We start from the raw sequence: 17,446 nt of genomic DNA, 5'->3' as shown, positions 1-17,446 counted from the left end.
ACCGGGTGATAATGACGCACCCCCTGCGAATTCGCACGAAAACAGCCCACCCCGGTCTTTAAATCCGGAGCGGGCTTTCTACATGGGAGGGTGAGCGGCAGGCCAGCCGGTGCGGTATCCCCCCATTTCCGCCCGATTGGCCCCCGTTCGCGAAGACCAGGCCTCACTGTGCGTCCCCCCAGCCTGCCTATGAGGTCTGACAGGCGCCGCCGGGTTCCCCTGTCCCTACCCGGCGGCGCCGCTATCGCTTCAAGCGGTCTGTTGAGAAAAAGAATGGCTCGTTTGCGTTTTCAACGGCGTAGGCGGGTTGCTTGCATTTCGAACAGGGATAGGCTCAGCGGATAAACACAACAGTCCAGGGAGCGCCACCATGGGGGCGGTCGTCGGAGTCGCGCACGCTTACAGTCGCGCAGATTTCATGGAGGCGGCGCGGACGCGCTGGCTCAAGGTTTTCGGCACCGAAAGTGGTGATACCGGGGACTCGTTTTTCTCGCAGATTTACGATGACGCGCTAGCGGAAGACCTTGAACGGGTCGGACCGAAAGATCTCGCTGCGCTCAGCGTCGACTTCTGGCAGTTCGGCGATGACCGTCCCGGTGACGATATTCTCGTCAGGATGCGCACCGCGACGCGCGCCGATGGATCGGACCTGCCGCGAGACGTGCTCGAGATTATTGGTCGTGACCGGCCCTTCATTGTCGACTCCGTGATGGGCGAAGTGGGTGCCCAGGGCCATGACATCATTGCGATGTTCCACCCCATTGTTCAGGTCCGACGGGACAATGCCGGTGCCCGCGTCGCCGAAGGCGGACGCTGCCTCGCGGAATCAATGATCCAGGTGCATCTGCCGCCACTCGACGAATTGTCACGCCGGACCCTCATTGAGGGCGTGACGGCAACGCTTGATGATGTTCGCGTCGCTGTCGAGGACTGGACCGACATGCGGGCGCAGATGGATGAGGCGATCGCCCACCTGTCCGCCGCGACCACCCATGCCGCGCCTGACGAGCTGGCCGAGGCCATGGAATTCCTGCGTTGGCTCCGGGACGATCACTTCGCCTTCCTGGGGTGCCGCGTCTATGATTTCGAGGTCGATGAAGACGGGTCGATGGCGCAACGCCATCCGCGCGTCCGGCCAGAGACCGGTCGGGGCGTTCTGCGTGACCCGGACCGTCATGTCCTGCGCAAGGGTTCCGAGCCGGCCGTTCTGACACCGGCGATCGAGACCTTCCTTCGCGAACCCAGCCCGATCATCGTGGCCAAAGCCAATATGAAGTCGCGCGTCCATCGCCGCGTCTACATGGATTATATCGGCGTGAAACGGTATCGCGAGGACGGTGCCGTGATCGGCGAGGCGCGCTTTGTCGGACTGTTTACGGCCGAGGCCTATGACCAGAGCGCCAGCGCCGTGCCGCTGATCCGGCGCAAGGTTCGCCGTGTCCTCGAGCGGGCGGGCAAGACGCCTGGCACCCACTCGGCGAAGAAGCTGCGCAACACGGTCGAGAATTTCCCGCGGGACGAGCTGTTCCAGACTGACGAGAACGATCTGCTGGAGATCTGTCTCGGCATTCTCCACCTGCATGACCGTCCCCGTACGAAGCTTTTCATCCGGCGTGACCAGTTTGACCGTTTCGTGTCGGCCCTGCTTTTCGTTCCGCGCGACCGGTACAACTCGAAAGTCCGTGAACAGGCCGGCGAGCTGATCCGCGAAGCCTTCGGTGGCCGCCTCTCGGCCTTCTACCCGCAATTCGGCGACAGTTCCCTCGCCCGGGTTCACTACATCATTGGTCTCAATCCCTTCGACCACCCCGAGCCCGATACCGCTGAACTCGAGCGCAAGGTCGCCCGTCTTGCCCGAACCTGGGAAGACGATCTGGAAACCCATGTTCGCCGCAATGCGCCCGAGACCATCCGGTTGCGGATGGGGGCGTACCAGGATGCCTTCAAGGCTGGCTATCGGGAGCTTTATGATCCTGAAGAAGCCCTCGCCGACGTCATGAAGCTGGAATCGCTGGGCGGGACCGACAAGGTTGCGGTTCGCGTCTATCGTGAAGCGGACGACGGCGAAGCCGATCTGCGTCTCAAGATCTATCGCGTCGGCAAGCCGGTCTCGCTGTCGCGTGTCATGCCGGTGCTGGAAAACCTGGGCCTCTACGTCGTTCAGGAAACCGGCTTCCCGGTCGATCGCCGCGGCGCCGACGGTGAATTGTTTGATCGCGCCCATATCCATGATTTCGAAATGAAATCAGACGCGCTCAAGGGCCGGAACCTCAAGGAACTGGCGCCCAATCTCGAAGACGCCCTGCTCGCCATCGCGGACCGGCGAGCCGAGGATGACGGGTTCAACCGTCTGATCGTCGAAATCGGCGTTACCTGGCGTGAAGCCGCCTTCCTGCGGACCTGCGCGCGCTATCGTCAGCAGACCGGTCTGGATCCGTCGCAAGCGATCCAGGAAGAAGCGCTGGCTGCCTATCCCGATATCGCCCGCGGCCTTCTTGAACTGGCCCGGGTCAAGTTTGATCCCGAGTTTGCCGACGACAGGAAAACCCGGTCCGATGCGGTCTGGGAGGTTTCCGAGACGCTTCGCAAGCAACTCGATGATGTGGCCAGTCTCGATCATGACCGGGCCCTGCGTCGTATTTTCCATCTCGTCGAAGCCACGCTGCGGACCAATTTCTACCAACACGGTGATGATGGTCAGCCCAAGCCCCGCATTGCGATCAAGATCGCGAGCGAGTTGCTGGAGGAGCTGCCGCTGCCCAAGCCCTATCGTGAAATCTTCGTCTGGTCGCCCGATGTCGAGGGCGTCCACCTGCGCTTCGGCCCGGTCGCCCGTGGCGGCCTGCGCTGGTCCGATCGCCGCGATGATTTCCGCACCGAAGTGCTCGGCCTGGTGAAGGCACAGCAGGTCAAGAATGCGGTTATCGTCCCGGTCGGCTCGAAGGGCGGTTTTTATCCCAAATCCCTGCCGCGCAACGGCTCGCGCGAGGAGGTTTTCGAAGCCGGACGCGAGGCCTACAAGACCTTCATTCGCGGCCTGCTCGACCTGACCGACAATATTGTCGATGAGGCCGTTGTTCATCCGCGCTCGACCGAGTGCTGGGATGATGAGGACCCCTATCTGGTGGTCGCCGCCGATAAGGGCACGGCGACCTTCTCGGACACCGCCAATGGCCTGGCCACGGAAGAGTTCGACTTCTGGCTCGGTGATGCATTCGCTTCGGGCGGGTCGGCGGGCTATGACCACAAGAAGATGGGCATAACGGCCCGCGGGGCCTGGGAATCGGTCAAGCGCCACTTCCGCGAAATGGGCAAGGATATCCAGTCCGAGCCCTTCACCGTGATCGGTGTTGGCGACATGTCCGGCGATGTCTTTGGCAACGGCATGCTGCTGTCCAAGCAGATCCGGCTGATCGCGGCCTTCGACCATCGTGACATCTTCATCGATCCCGATCCAGGCGATCCGGAGACCATGTGGACCGAACGCAAGCGCTTGTTCGATCTGCCGAGAACCTCATGGCAGGACTATGACAAGTCGCTGATTTCAACAGGCGGTGGGGTCTTCACACGGTCCGCGAAGTCGATCCCGCTGAGCGCAGAAATGAAGGCCCTCACGGGGCTTTCCAAGGACAGTGCGAGTCCGGTTGAACTGATCAATGCCCTGCTCAAGGCCGATGTCGAACTGCTCTGGTTCGGTGGCATCGGTACCTATGCCAAGGCGACGCTCGAACAGCATTGGGAAGTTGGCGACAAGACCAATGACGGCTTGCGCGTCAATGCCGACGAAGTGCGGGCAAAGGTCATCGGCGAGGGCGCCAATCTCGGCTTCACCCAGGCCGCGCGTATCGAATATGGCCGACATGGTGGCCGCGCCAATGCCGACTTCATCGACAATTCCGCCGGTGTCGACAGCTCGGACCACGAGGTCAATATCAAGATCCTCCTGCGTCCGATGATGCGCAATGGCGAAATGACCCGCGAGGCGCGTGACAAGCTGCTCGAGTCCATGACCACCGACGTCGCGCACCATGTCCTGCGTCACAATTACGATCAGTCCCTCGCCCTGTCGCTTGCCGAGCATACGGCCGCTGCCGATCTCGACGCCCATGAGCGTTTCATGGCGCGGCTTGAGGAGCTCGGCCAGCTTGATCGCGATGTCGAGGGACTGCCCTCGGTCGAACAGGTCCGCGGCCTCAAGGCCCGGGAGCAGGGCCTGACACGGCCCGAGCTCGCCGTGCTCAACTCCTATGCCAAGATCACCCTGTTTGATCAGCTCGTCGCGTCCGACGTTCCGGATGATCCGCACTTCAAGCCGATGCTGGTGAACTATTTCCCCAAGGGCCTTCATGACTTTGGTGAAGCCATGCAGTCGCACCGGCTGAAGCGGGAGATCATCTCGACGGTGCTGGCCAACGAGATGATCAATCTGGGCGGTCCGACCTTCATTCACCGCGCGATTGATTCCACGACGGCGGCCGTGCCCGCAATTGCTCGGGCCTTCGAGGCGGGGCGCCAGATCTTCGGATTTGCCGAGATCACGGATGCCATCAATGCGCTGGACAACAAGGCTCCGGCCAGCGTCCAGGTCCAGCTCCACGAAGAGATTATCCGCCTCCTGCGACGCCAGACCTACTGGCTCGTGCGTCGGGGCCGAAACCAGAAATCGTCGAAGCCGGATGCGATCACGGATGTCATCGAGGCCTATCAGCCCGGCGTCCAGACCCTGCGCTCCATGGTTCACGAGATCATTTCGACCCATGAACGGCGCGGTGTGAAGGCACGCCAGAAGCGCTTTATCGAAGCCGGGGCGCCGCCGGAGCTCGCCCTCGCCGTCGCTGAAATGCGGCCGCTGACCTCCTCAACGGATGTCATCGACATGGCGATGGAGTCCGATTGGCCGCTGGCGTCCACCGCCTACATCTACCACGCTGTCGGCGCGCGCTTTAAGTTCGACCGCTTGCGCGGTCTCGGCCAGGAAGTGTCCTCCGAGCTGCACTGGGATCGCCTCGCCGTGCGTCGCCTGATGGAAGACTTCTATGCAAGCCAGCAAGCCTTTACCGGCTCGGCGATGCGCTTTGCTGCCCAGGCCGGTGGATCGCTGGCCTCCGGTGTCGAAGAGCCGTCGCGGGAGTGGGCGGACGCTCTGGTGGAAGCGTGGAACACGGTCAATGAGGAAGAGGCCGGACGGGTCGACTCGGTCCAGCGTCAGCTTGATGAGTCCGGATCCTGGACACTGTCCAAACTGGCGATCGCCTCAACCCAGCTTGGTGAGATGGCGTCTGTCGTTCAGCCCTGATCGCTGAAGGCGCCGTCAAGCCAGACCAGAATGCGGGCGCGGGCTCTTTGGGCCGCGCCCGCATTGTATTCAATCCGTGGATCGGGCGGACCATCCGGTTCGTCGAAGGCGTGGGTCAGACCCGGCCAAATGGTGTAGTCGATCGGCATCCCGGCGGCATCAGCGCGTCGGAACAGGCGTTCACAGGCATCAGCCGGCGCGATCACGTCCCGTTCGGCGAGAATGGCGTGGATCGGAACTGACGGCGGGAAGCCGCGACCGTCAGCCCGGACCGGGAAGCCGCAATAAGGATACATCGTGATCGCCACCCGGACCCCGTGCAGGGGTGTGTCCGGTTGCGGTTGCAGCGCCGGCGAAGCTCGTCCCTCACCGGCGAAGTCGAGGGCTTCCAGCACGGTCCAGCCACCATGGCTCCAGCCGATCAGCGCGAGCTGCTCCCCATCGATCGCCGGCTCGGCGGAGAGCCGGTCAATGACCGCCGGAATGTCTGCCGCGCGTTCCTGTCCCCACAGCCTCAAGGCCAGGCAGACCTGCATCATCGAGCCCAGGCGTCCGATCCCGCGGGCTCCGTTGGAATCGACAATGACGACGGCGTACCCGGCCTCGAGCACGTCATCGGCATAGGCTTGCTGGACTTGCCGCAGTCCGCCACAGCCATGCAGCATGATGACAGCCGGTACCGGTCCGCCCGCACCGGTCGGCAGGCGAATTTCGACATGGTCGCGCAGCAAGGCGGTCTGCTCGTCAAGCGAGCGGGTGGGGACGGTCCAGCCGGTCAGGTTGCCGGATGCGCTGACGGCGAGGCCGGTCAGCACGATGGCAAGGCCAAGACCGGCACGACGTATCAAGGAAAATCCGTTCATGGCGGGATAGTGCCGTGATCAGACCCGCCCCGACAATGTTTCCTTGATTCACATGCAGCGGCCGCCGTCAGCGCTAGTGACGGAAATGGCGCATCCCGGTGAAGACCATGGCGACGCCGGCTTCGTCGGCCGCGGCGATGACTTCCTCGTCACGGATCGAGCCGCCCGGCTGGATCACCGCCGTTGCCCCCGCCTCGACGGCGGCATGTAGACCGTCGGCGAAAGGGAAGAAGGCATCAGAAGCACAGACCGAACCCTTGGTTCGCGGCTCGTCCCAGCCGTTTTCCTGAGCCGTCGCCTCGGCCTTGCGCACGGCGAGGCGTGCGGCTTCCAGGCGGCTGGTCTGACCCATGCCGATGCCGGCTGTGGAGCCGTTACGGGCATAGACAATGGCGTTCGACTTGACGTGCTTGACGACTTTCCAGCCAAACAAGAGATCGGCGAGTTCGGCGTCGGTGGGCGCGCGCCGGGTCACGACCTTGAGGTCGTCCGGGCTGATCATCCCGATATCACGTTCCTGGACCAGCAGTCCGCCAGCGACCGTCTTGGTCAGCCAGCCGGCTTGCTTGGGATCGGGCATGCCGCCGGTCAGGAGGACCCGCAGGTTCGACTTGGCGGACAGGACCGACAGGGCATCCTCATCGGCGTCGGGCGCAATCACGACCTCGGTGAATATCTTGACCAGTTCGCCCGCAGTGTCGGCGTCAAGCTTGCGGTTCATGGCGACAATCCCGCCAAAGGCCGAAATCGGATCGGCCGCAAACGCCTTTTCATAGGCGGCCGCGAGGTCATCATGGAGAGCAACACCGCAGGGATTGGCGTGCTTGACGATGACCACAGCCGCCTTGTCGCGGGGGTCGAATTCAGCCGCGAGCTCGAAGGCGGCATCGGCGTCGGCCAGATTGTTATAGCTCAGCGCCTTGCCCTGCACCTGGCGACCAGTCGCGATTCCGGCCCGATTTTCCGAGCTGGAGTAGAAGGCGGCGTTCTGATGCGGGTTCTCGCCATAGCGCAGGGCCTGGGTGAGCGCGCCGCCAAAGGCGCGGTAATCCGGCGCCGGGTCTTCCAGCGTATCGGAAAACCAGTTCGAGATCGCCGCGTCATAGGCCGCGGTGCGACCATAGGCCTTGCCGGCGAGGGCCTTGCGTAGCTCAAGGCCGGTGTGGCCGTCATGCTTGGCCATGTCGGCGAGGACCCGGTCGACGTCAGCGCCATCGACGCACACATTGACCCACGCGTGGTTCTTTGCAGCAGCGCGGATCATCGCCGGTCCGCCGATGTCGATATTCTCGACGCAATCCTCGTACGCCGCGCCCTTGGCGACGGTTTCTTCGAACGGGTAGAGATTGACATAGAGCAGGTCGATGAAGGGGATGCCGTGTTCGCTCATGGCGGCACGGTCTTCGGTGTTGTCGCGGCGCCCGAGCAGGCCGCCATGGACCCGCGGATGCAGTGTCTTCAGGCGGCCATCCATCATTTCGGGGAATTCGGTGACTTCGGAGACGTCCTTGGCCGGGATGCCGCCGTCCTTGAGCGCCCGGAGTGTTCCGCCGGTCGACAGGATTTCCACGCCGGCATCGGCCAGCTGGCGTCCGCGCTCAATCAGGCCGGACTTGTCGGAAACGGAAATCAGGGCGCGCCGAACAGGCGCAAGGTCATGGTCTGACATGGAAGGGTCTCCGTTTTTCATCCCGACTGATCCGCGGCGAGGTACCACGGCGCGCCGGCAAGTCAATCTTCCAACGTTGAGGGACGCAACTTGCAAAGCATTTCGAGCGCCGCCGATGCACCAGCGCCATCGCCGCTGCCGGCAGCGCTGACAACGGCATCGAGCCCGGCGCTGACAGCGGCCGGATCGAGATCCGGTCCGGTGACGGCCCAGACCCCGTCAATCGAGGTCTCGATTGTGCTTTCGAAATCATAGACCAGGTTCTCATGGCGTTTCTCGCCTGGCCTCAAGCCGACTACCCGGATAGCCCCTGGCGCATCGGGGTCGCGTCCGCGCAGCCTCAGGAGCTGCCGGGCGAGGCGCATGATCGACACCGGTCGTCCCATGTCGAGCACATAAAGCGCGCCATTGAGTGCCGGATCGGCGGCGGTCTGTGCTGCAGCGTCGAGTACCAGGCCGGACGCCTCTTCGACCGTCATGAAATAGCGTGTGGCTTCAGCGTCCGTGACCGTTACCGGTTCGCCGGCCTCGATCTGGCGTTCGAAAAGGGGCACGACCGAGCCGGTGGAGCCCAAGACATTGCCGAACCGGACAACGCAGACCCGGGTTGCCGGCGAGCGGGGGGCGGCGGCCCGCGCGTAAAGCTCTGCCGCCCGCTTGGTCGCGCCCATGACATTGCCGGGATTGACGGCCTTGTCGGTCGAAATCAATGCCACAACGCTGGCCCCGTGCTGCTGCGACATCTCGATCGTATTGACGGTCCCGATGATATTCGTGCGGGCTGCCTCGCCCGGATTGCGTTCGCTCATCGGGACATGTTTCAGCGCGGCAGCATGCAGCACCACGTCCGGCCGCTCCTCACGGAAAACCTGGTCGAGCCGGTCACGATCCCGGACGTCGCCGAGAACCGCCCGCCAGGCGATCCCGGAATAGCGCTTGGCAAATTCGAGATCGATTTCGTAGAGATTGGCCTCTGACGCATCGAACAGGATCAGCTTTTCCGGGCCCAATGTGGCGGCCAGGCGCGAGAGCTGCGAGCCGATGGTCCCACCGGCACCGGTGATCAAGACCCGCCGGCCCTCGATCAGGGGGCGTGCAGGAGACAGGTTGGGTGCCCGCGGCGGGCGGTTGAGAAGGTCTGCGGCTTCGACCGGCGAAAAGGCGTCCCGTCCGTCAGTCGGTCGCGCGCGCGACAACTTGGCCCCGGTCCGCGAGGCGATCCGGATCAGCTGATTGACCGTTTCGGAATCGGGGTGTGCGCCGGCGAGAACGAGGCGCGGTGCGTCTTTTTCGACCTCTGCCAGTCGTTTGAGCGCGGCCGGTAGGGCTTCCAGGCCACCCAGCACCGGAATGCCACGGATGGCGTGTCCGGTCAGGCTGGCGCCGGGTTCAACCAGCCCCTTGGTCCGAAACGGGACCGATCCATTGCGGCGCCCCAGCTCCCTCAGCGCGTCATCCAGCTCGAGGGCTGATCCAACCAGGATTGCAGTCGGCTTGGACCGGTCCTCGATCTGCAAGGCCCCGCGAAGGCCTTGCGTGCGCAGGGCGGCGACCGAAAGGCGGGCTGCCAGCAGGATGAAAAGCAGGATCGGCATTTCCAGCAGGATGGAGGTGCGCGGGAAACCATCGAGCCGGTTGATGAGAAAGAGGATCGGCAGGAAGACGAGATTGGCCAGCACAATTGCCCGGACAATCCGGGCGGCATCGTTCAGCGCGGTATAGCGCCACAAACCGCGATGCAGGCCCTCGATCGGAAAGATGATCGCGCAGGCCAGCGCAAAGACCGCCACCGACTGCAGCACGATGTCGTCCGGCGGTGCGGTGGGCTCAAAGCGGTAGCGCAGCAGGACCGCGGCCCACATGGCAACGGCCCCGGCCGTGAGGTCGAAGAGGGCGACCGCCACCATGGACATCTGGCTGCGGATCGACGTCGCGCCCCGCGCCCTGGACGGCGGCTTGCTCATCCGGTTTCCCCCTGGGTGCCGCCAACCCGGCCCAGGCGCTGGAAAGCCCAGCGTACACGGTTCGGCGGTCTGTCACCGGCCCCGAACGGCTCGGCTTCCCCCTGTACTACTATTTGTGTCGCCCGTTGTGGAGGTGCGCCGGCAGCGAGATAGACGGATCGTTCCAGTCGGATCGGGCCGCCATCCGTACGGAAACGCCAGCCATCGCCGTCTGGCTGCACCAGCAAGGCGCTCATATTGTCACGTGACAGGGAGGCCCGGACGTCGGGATGAAGGTGAAACCGGATCGCGAAGCGGTAGCGGACATCGACATCGTCGGGCGGACCATCCGACACCGGTCGAAACAGGGCGTCCTCGCCGCGCAGGTCACCGCCATCGGCGGCCAGGAAAACGCGGCGGCGGTGCGACAGCCCGTATTCGCCGCGATAGCCTTCATGAATCCCCTCGAGCCAGATCCCCATGTCCTCTTCATTGCGCCGTGCCGTGACCGGGCCGGGGGCCGATGTCAGCCGCGGTCCGAGCAGGTCGCGTTGCCAGCCTGGCGGGAAGAGGCGGGCCGACGAGGTCTCCTCGAGCGTCAATGTTGAGTGGGCTGCTGTGGCGCGTACGGCCTCGCGCCACGTCGATGGCTGGTCGTCATGCCATCCGCAATTGACCACCAGACGCCCGCCCGAGGTGCATAGCTCAAAGGCCAGGGCGCTGGCATGGGCGCCGGTGCTCAGGGCACCCGGCGGGGCCTTGCCGACATCGACGATAATGGTCGCGCCTCCGGCTTCGGCGCGGTGATAGCCGGAATGCGGCGCGAATCCGAAGGGCTTGGCGCCGGTTTCGTCGCGCGAGAGCGCCAGTTTCAGGGCGCCATGGTCGCATTCGCCGCCGCCGTGGAAACTCGCCAGTCCACCATCGCTCATCCGGAAGAAGCGGGACATCGGCGCCAGGCGGTCGATCGCGCGAACAATCTCGCGCGGAAATTCGACGCCCGCCTTTTCGGCCACGTCACGAAGCGCGATGAGGTCGATCAGGGCCTCGGTCCCTGCTCGTGGCGAGCGAGAGACATGACCGCCATCCGGCAGGATCTGACGCTTCACTTCCTTTTCCAGCGCCGCCAGGCCGGCTTTCTGCAATCCGCCCTGTTTGGGAATGGACAGGCCGGCGAAGCTGAGCGCGATCGCGCAGCGAAGTCGCACTGCGCCGTCATGGGCCAGCGGTATCGTCCGCTGAAGGTAGCGGGCCTGTCGCAGCAGGCTGCGCAGCCGGGCATTGCGGCTCTTGCGGCCTTCTTCCGGGGCATCGAACAGGACGTCGCCGGCACGCAGCCAGTTGATGATCCGGGCCGAGAGAACGCCATGTCCCCAGGCAAAGCTGTTCCAGCGACCGAAGGCCTTGATCCAGCTATCGACCAGAAGGCGGGCCGTTTCCGGTCCGGCGGCCATCATCGTCGTGTCTGTTTCCCTGTCGCCATCGTCCCCGGTGTCGGCGTCCCTGGCGTCATCTTCCCTGTCGCCGTCCTCGGGCGCAGCGATAACGTCGCGGAGCCAGCCGAAGCCGTGCAGGCGGCGTGCGAAAGCCCGCGTTGGTGCGGGCTTCAGCCAGATATTGTCCTGCTCGGGATCGACCGAAAGCAGGTCACCGGCAAGCGGAAAGCGGCCGGCGCGGATTTCCGCTCCGCGCTCCGGCTTGCTGGCGTAGAAGTCCTCGGGCAAGGGGCCGATTTCGGTCGGCAGCGGACCAAGGTCGTGCAGGCTGGAGAACAGGCCGATGGAATGCAGCGTCGAGGACGCCTCCCGTCGCGCCGTTGCGACGAGCGCGTCAGCATAATCAGACAGACGCACTTTGACCGCCATGACTTACGAACGCAGCGCTGAAATGTTGGCGCGATAGGCGTCAGGCCCGCCCTTGAACACGGCCGATCCGGCGACCAGCGCAGACGCGCCTGCGGCAATGCAGTCCTTGGCCGTTTGCGGGTTCACCCCACCATCAACCTCGATCCTGGTGGCAAGGCCGCGTTGATCGATCCGGGCTTTCAGGGCTTCGATCTTTCGCAGCTGGCTGGCAATGAAGCTCTGGCCGCCAAAGCCCGGATTGACGCTCATTACCAGAACGAGGTCGAGCTCGTCGAGAACGTAATCGATCACTTCCACCGGCGTTGACGGGTTCAGCGCGGCGCCGGCCTTGGCGCCGGTCGCTTTGATCGCCTGGACGGTCCGATGAAAATGCGGCCCGGCTTCCGGATGCGCGGTAATGATGTCGGCCCCCGCATCGGCGAAATCCTGGATGTAGGGATCGACCGGCGTGATCATCAGGTGGACGTCGAAGGGCTTCTTGCTGTGCGGGCGCAAGGCCTTGATCACCGCCGGGCCGATGGTCAGGTTGGGCACGAAATGCCCGTCCATCACATCGATGTGGATCCAGTCGGCACCGGCTTCGTCGATGGCACGAACCTCTTCGGCCAGCTTGGCAAAGTCAGCCGAGAGGATGGACGGGGAAATGATCACGGGAGCACCCATATCGATCCGATAACAGTGGGGCCGGACCCGCGCAAGTCGAACACGGCGGGGCGGCCGGTTTTGAGGCTACCCGGTCCGTTTGACGAACCGGGCGATGAAAAATCCGTCCATGCCGCCTCGGTCGGCCCACAGGGCCGGTGTCAGGCGGACCCAGCCGGCCGGCGTGATGGCGGCTTCCAGGCCGGGCATTTCGGCCGGTTTGACGGGCGAGTCCTTGAGCAATTTGTGACGTCCCGGGACCCGTCCGGCCAGCGCCTCGCCCTCTTCAGGCTGCAGTGAGCACGTGCATAGCACAAGCTGCCCGCCGGGTCTGAGCATTGTGACGGCGGCCTTGATCATCTCGTCCTGCAGCCGGGCCATGCGGAGGGTGTCGTCCTCGCGCTTGATCCAGCCGGCCTCGGGGTGCCGCCGCAGCGTTCCCGTGGCTGTGCAGGGCGCATCCAGAAGCACGGCGTCAGCGAGGCGGGTCGGTTGGTAGGTCCGGGCATCACCGGCCACGAGGGTCGCCGAGAGTCCCGTCCGTCCGAGGTTCTCGCGGAGGCGGTCGAGGCGCTTGTCCGACAGGTCGAGTGCCGTCACGTCGGCTCCTGTCGCGGCCAGTTGCAGCGTCTTGCCGCCGGGAGCGGCGCACAGGTCGATCACGCGACTGCCGGGTTTCAGGTCCAGAAGTGTGGCCGGAATCGAGGCTGCGGCGTCCTGCGCCCACCAGGCGCCCTCGCGATAGCCCGGCAGGGCCCGGACGTCGCCAACCACGCTGCGTCGCAGGGAGCCGTTTGGCAGGATTTGCGCCTCGAGCTGGTCGGCCCAGTGCTCACGCTCGTCCGGATTGCGAACCGTCAGGTCGAGGGGCGGGGTGGTGGCAATGGCGTTGGCGATCCGGCTCAACGTGCCTGGACCATAGGCCGCCCGCCAGCTGTCACGCAGCCAGTCCGGCAGGTTGTCGCGCGGGAGGGTCTGCTTGAGCGGCTCGCGGCCCTCACGATCAACCCGGCGCAGGACGGCATTGATCAGCCCCTTGAGCTTGCGGGCGTCGGCGCGCTCCTGGGCCAGCTCCACGGTCGAGGACACGACGGCGTGCGGCGCGCCGTCCATCCACAACAGCTGGGTCGCGCCGGTGATCAGCAGGGCCTGGGCCCCTTCGGAGGTTTCGTGCAGCGGCCGCGAGAGCAGGGCGTTCAAGACTGTTCGGGTCTGCCCGAGACGGCGAAAGGTCGTCGCGGTGATGGCACGTGCAAAGGCCCGGTCGCGATCGCTCATGGCGTTGAAATCGGGCGTGTGGTCGAGCGCCGCCTCGAGCGTGCGGCGTTCCTTCATCACGGCAAGGTAGGCAAGGGCCGCAGCGCGGCGCGGGGAAAGTCCGTCACTCATGCCGCGGAGCTAGCACGCAGGTCCCGCCCCGTCGATGGCGAGGTGCCGCGGATCAGCCCCAGGGACCTCTTTGTGACCAGGGTCCGGGCGCAATATCGGCACGGGCACCGGCCATCCGGCGCAGTTTGTCGATCCGGTTGGCTGTATCGGGGTGTGTGGAGAAAAGGTTGTCCATGCGCTGACCGTTCAGCGGGTTGATGATGAACATGTGGGCGGTCGCCGGATTGCGCTCGGCGGCGACATTCATTGTGCGGCGGGCGGACCGCTCGATCTTTTCCAGTGCACTGGCAAGCGCCATCGGGTCACCGGCAATCTCTGCGCCGACGCGATCCGCCTCGTACTCGCGGGCCCGGCTAATGGCGCTTTGCACCAGCATCGCGGCCATCGGGGCGAAGATCATCATGGCGAGGGAGCCCAGCAGCCCGGCGCGGTTATTGCCGCCGAAGAAGAACGCGAAATTGGCCAGCATGCCGATCGCACCGGCGAGGGTCGCGGTGACCGTCATGGTCAGCGTGTCGCGGTTTTTCACATGGGCCAGCTCGTGCGCCATCACGCCCTGGATCTCGGTCCGGTTGAGACGTTCCAGCAGGCCAGTCGTCGCGGCGACGGCGGCATGGGCCGGGTCGCGGCCGGTCGCAAAGGCGTTGGGCTGGTCGCTCTGGATGACGAAAACCCGCGGGACCGGCAGGCCGGCCCGGCGCGCCAGGTTTTCGACATCGCTCGCATACTGGCGCAAGGCCGGGTGCCGCTCATCGACGCCGATCTCGCGGGCCCCGTGCATGCGCAGCACCATGTCGGCGGAATTCCACCAGGCGAACAGGTTCATGCCGCCCGCCACCACAAGGGCCAGCAGCGCACCCGCCGGACCGCCCAGCAGATAGCCGATTCCCATGAAAAGTGCCGTCATCCCGGCGAGGAGGAGGAAGGTGCGCAACGTGTTTGCTGTCATTGTCGAAGCCTGTGTGTCTTGGCGAGCCGGGGCTCGCGATCTATCTAGATGGTATGACCGATGATGATCAGCAAGACGGGACCGGCATGACCGCAATCCCCTCCGAAACTGCGGCCCCAAAAACACTCACCCCGGCCGCTCAACGCGCCCTTGCGGAAGCGGCGGAAAGGCGGGAGGCTGCGGCCCGCCAGGCAGCCCGCGACAGCGAGAGCCCAACTGAGCTGGGGGGGCGCAAAGGGCCTGAGCCGACGCGGTTCGGCGATTGGGAGAAGAAGGGGATCATCTGTGACTTCTGAAGCCTCCTCCACGAAGCCTTGCGAGGTCGTGATCCACCGAGAGAGAGCCGTGGCCGAATTCGTCTGGCGTGGAGAAATCAGTCTTGAGACGATCCTCGCGGCCTATGACGAGGCCGCCGCGCATCCGGACTGGCGACCTCATTTCAACCGGCTTTCGGTCTATGCCGACGACCTGCCCGGCGACGGGGCGGATTTCGACATCGTGAAGCCGTGCGCGACGGGATTGATGACTGGCAGGCGCGAAACGCCCCGGGGCAACATATCCATGCGGCCAATGTTGTGGCCTCGCCCTTCAATGATGCCCTCGCGGCGGTGTGGGAGACACTCTCGCGCGACAGTCCGGGCGTGACAGTACAGATATTCCGGGGCCGGGATGCGGCGCTGGACTGGCTCGACTCCGTCAGCCCCTCGGTGTCTGACCGGAACGCGCCTGAAACGTGATCTGGCGCCGGCCGCTTCGCCTGACCGGTGCAGGTGCTTAGTGGACGACCGGCAAGCTGCTAGTGTGCCGGAATGAGACATTCGAGCCTGATCCGATTGGCCGCATTGGCAGCATGCGCACTGTGGGCGAGCCCTGCCGAGGCCCAGGGCGGGCCTAAGCGCACCTGCACGGCGGACGATATCCGCCAGGCCCTCGCTGGCGACTATGCCGGGCCGCCCTGCCGCTTTACCGAGATGCCTGCGGGTCTCGCCGCGCCCGCGCCGACCACAAGCCTCGCGCTTGCCGGAGCTCCGCCGAACCGCCCGCATGCGGCAGGGACGGCGCCGCTGCAGCCGCAGGTCCGCCAGCCCGCGCCTGCGCCGACCCGGCAATCACCCCGCTCCGTTCGGCCTGTGACCACTGCCCCCTTGCCGGTTTCCGGAGGCGAGCCTGTCCGCCTCAGCGATGACTTCTTCGCCGGAAACCTTGTCGGTGGTGTCGGACGGGAACCGGCCATCCAGTATGGATATCGCGGGATTATCGCTATTGACGCGGCCGGACGAGCCAGCGTCCTGGCACCCGGACAGGTCCCGGTCTCGCCGATTCTGCGCATGCAGGCGCGCGGTGCGCTCCGCACGCAGCTGGTTGGCCAATAAAACCGCCCGATAGCGGGACCGCAATCCGGGACCGGATCAGACGTTCGCCATTTCCGCGACGATGGCTCTGGCGGCTGCCTCGGGATCCGCGGCCGCGTTGACCGGTCGTCCAACGACCAGGTGACTGGCACCGTCGGCCAAGGCGCTGGCCGGTGTCGAAACCCGCTTCTGATCGCCAATGTCGGCGCCTGCGGGCCGAATGCCGGGCGTGACGATCAGCAGATCATCACCGAAGCGCTGACGGATCTCTCGCGCCTCATGGGCGCTGGCGACAACGCCGTCGACTCCGGCTTCCAGCGATTGCTCGACACGCCGAAGAACGAGGTCGCGAGCGCCGAACGCATAGCCCATTTCGGCCAGCATCTCGTCGTCATAGCAGGTCATGACCGTGACCCCGAGCAATTTCAGATCCGAGCCCTCGCGGCCCGCCACGGCGGCGCGCATCACGGCAGGTTCGGCGTGGATGGTGAGCAGGTCTGCTCCGCCCGTGGTGATCGAACGGGTCGCTTTCTCCACGGTCGCCGGGATGTCGTGCAGTTTGAAGTCGAGGAAAACCTGTTTTCCGGCGGCCTTGATCCGGTGGCAGAGATCCATTCCGCCAACGGGAAAGAGCTGAAGCCCGATCTTGTAGAAGCTGACGGTATCGCCGACGGACTCGACGAGAGACCAGGCGGCGTCTGTCGTCGGCAGGTCGAGCGCGACGATGAGGCGGGAATCGGCGTGTGACATGCCGCGGTTTTAAGCCGCGTCGTCGATCAGAAGCAAGCGCAGACCGAGGCCGCCGAATGCGGTCGCAGACAGGCCATTGAGGACACGTCGCGCGTTGCGGGAATCGGCCAGCCAGGCCTGGGCCTGACCGGCGGCGAGCGCGACAGCGGTCAGAACCGCTGTTCCGATCGCAAAGAAGATCCCACCGAGTACCAGCATTTGCAGCCAGACTGGCGACAGCTCGGGATTGGTGAACTGGGGCAGGAAGGCGAGGAAGAAGAGGCCGACCTTGGGATTGAGAAGATTGGTCACAAGCCCGCGCCGAAAGGCGCGTGAGACGGTCTGCGCGCTGCGGGCTTCCAGCGGGGCGTCGAGTTTTCGCAAGGTGACCCAGGCGAGGTAGAGCAGATAGCCAGCGCCCAGATATCGCACGACCGTCAGCGCCTGTTCGGCTGTTGTCAGCAGTGCCGCGAGGCCGGCAGCTGCCAGCACCGTCCAGATGGCGCCACCGGTGATGATGCCGGCCATGGCGGCCAGCCCGGCGCGCCGGCCGCGTGATGCAGCGGTCGCGATCGTAAAGGCCATGTCAGGCCCGGGCGTCAAAGCCAGTGCAATGGCGCCGACAAGGAAAATCGGGAACAGGTCCGGGTCGAGCATGGCCGCCTCCGCGCGCCGGAGGGTTCCGGTCGAGCCCAACCATGCCATTGGCGGACAAATTGTCCACGGCGCTGCGCCGGCCACGCGGCAAC

The 17,446-nt window shown here is 65.0% G+C and carries 13 protein-coding genes; 4 read left to right on the top strand and 9 right to left on the bottom strand.

Going from position 1 to position 17,446, the window contains the following annotated elements:
* The first annotated feature begins 370 nt into the window (after window positions 1-370).
* Window positions 371-5,296, top strand: coding sequence for an NAD-glutamate dehydrogenase (locus AAA969_RS14275; protein WP_338246894.1), 4,926 nt, complete (start codon window positions 371-373; stop codon window positions 5,294-5,296).
* Here the strand turns inward: AAA969_RS14275 and AAA969_RS14270 are convergent.
* The 7 genes from AAA969_RS14270 to htpX form a co-directional block, all read right to left on the bottom strand.
* Window positions 5,287-6,144 carry a dienelactone hydrolase family protein gene (locus tag AAA969_RS14270; protein WP_338246892.1) on the bottom strand — a complete coding sequence of 286 codons (858 nt, stop codon included), beginning with the start codon at window positions 6,142-6,144 and terminating at the stop codon, window positions 5,287-5,289. The two genes, AAA969_RS14275 and AAA969_RS14270, sit on opposite strands and share 10 nt — an antisense overlap.
* Before the next feature lie 88 nt (window positions 6,145-6,232).
* Window positions 6,233-7,828 (bottom strand): bifunctional phosphoribosylaminoimidazolecarboxamide formyltransferase/IMP cyclohydrolase, encoded by a 1,596-nt coding sequence (purH, locus tag AAA969_RS14265; RefSeq protein WP_338246890.1) that lies wholly within the window; start codon window positions 7,826-7,828, stop codon window positions 6,233-6,235.
* A 62-nt stretch (window positions 7,829-7,890) separates the two neighbouring features.
* On the bottom strand, window positions 7,891-9,792 hold the full coding sequence (locus AAA969_RS14260) for an SDR family NAD(P)-dependent oxidoreductase (RefSeq protein ID WP_338246888.1): 1,902 nt from the start codon (window positions 9,790-9,792) through the stop codon (window positions 7,891-7,893).
* Complete coding sequence (locus AAA969_RS14255; RefSeq protein ID WP_338246886.1) at window positions 9,789-11,624, bottom strand: heparinase II/III family protein; 1,836 nt, start codon at window positions 11,622-11,624, stop codon at window positions 9,789-9,791. The genes AAA969_RS14260 and AAA969_RS14255 overlap by 4 nt, the downstream gene beginning before the upstream one ends.
* A gap of 15 nt (window positions 11,625-11,639) precedes the next feature.
* A complete protein-coding gene (rpe, locus tag AAA969_RS14250) occupies window positions 11,640-12,299 on the bottom strand; it encodes a ribulose-phosphate 3-epimerase (protein ID WP_338246884.1) in 660 nt (219 codons plus the stop codon).
* A gap of 66 nt (window positions 12,300-12,365) precedes the next feature.
* On the bottom strand, window positions 12,366-13,667 hold the full coding sequence (locus AAA969_RS14245) for an RsmB/NOP family class I SAM-dependent RNA methyltransferase (protein ID WP_338246882.1): 1,302 nt from the start codon (window positions 13,665-13,667) through the stop codon (window positions 12,366-12,368).
* Window positions 13,668-13,719: 52 nt separating this feature from the next.
* On the bottom strand, window positions 13,720-14,616 hold the full coding sequence (gene htpX, locus AAA969_RS14240; protein WP_338246880.1) for a zinc metalloprotease HtpX: 897 nt from the start codon (window positions 14,614-14,616) through the stop codon (window positions 13,720-13,722).
* A gap of 86 nt (window positions 14,617-14,702) precedes the next feature.
* Between htpX and AAA969_RS14235 the strand changes: the two genes are divergently transcribed.
* The 3 genes from AAA969_RS14235 to AAA969_RS14225 all read left to right on the top strand — a co-directional run bounded on the left by AAA969_RS14235 (window position 14,703) and on the right by AAA969_RS14225 (window position 15,989).
* Window positions 14,703-14,912, top strand: coding sequence for a DUF1674 domain-containing protein (locus AAA969_RS14235; protein ID WP_425325009.1), 210 nt, complete (start codon window positions 14,703-14,705; stop codon window positions 14,910-14,912).
* A 210-nt stretch (window positions 14,913-15,122) separates the two neighbouring features.
* Window positions 15,123-15,353: a hypothetical protein gene (locus AAA969_RS14230; protein ID WP_338246877.1), complete on the top strand. Its 231-nt coding sequence runs from the start codon at window positions 15,123-15,125 to the stop codon at window positions 15,351-15,353.
* A 72-nt stretch (window positions 15,354-15,425) separates the two neighbouring features.
* A complete protein-coding gene (locus tag AAA969_RS14225; RefSeq protein WP_338246875.1) occupies window positions 15,426-15,989 on the top strand; it encodes a hypothetical protein in 564 nt (187 codons plus the stop codon).
* A gap of 36 nt (window positions 15,990-16,025) precedes the next feature.
* Here AAA969_RS14225 and pyrF read toward each other — a convergent pair whose 3' ends face one another.
* Together pyrF and AAA969_RS14215 are read right to left on the bottom strand one after the other, a co-directional pair.
* Window positions 16,026-16,718, bottom strand: coding sequence for an orotidine-5'-phosphate decarboxylase (pyrF, locus tag AAA969_RS14220; protein WP_338246872.1), 693 nt, complete (start codon window positions 16,716-16,718; stop codon window positions 16,026-16,028).
* Between the two features lie 9 nt (window positions 16,719-16,727).
* Complete coding sequence (locus AAA969_RS14215; protein WP_338246870.1) at window positions 16,728-17,354, bottom strand: LysE family translocator; 627 nt, start codon at window positions 17,352-17,354, stop codon at window positions 16,728-16,730.
* Between the last annotated feature and the right edge of the window lie 92 nt (window positions 17,355-17,446).

The sequence above is a fragment of the Maricaulis maris genome, assembly GCF_036322705.1.
In the GTDB taxonomy this organism is placed as follows: Bacteria; Pseudomonadota; Alphaproteobacteria; order Caulobacterales; family Maricaulaceae; genus Maricaulis; species Maricaulis maris_B.
The sequence above is the reverse complement of the archived record's forward strand: the minus strand, read 5'-3'. Positions and strand labels throughout refer to the sequence as shown.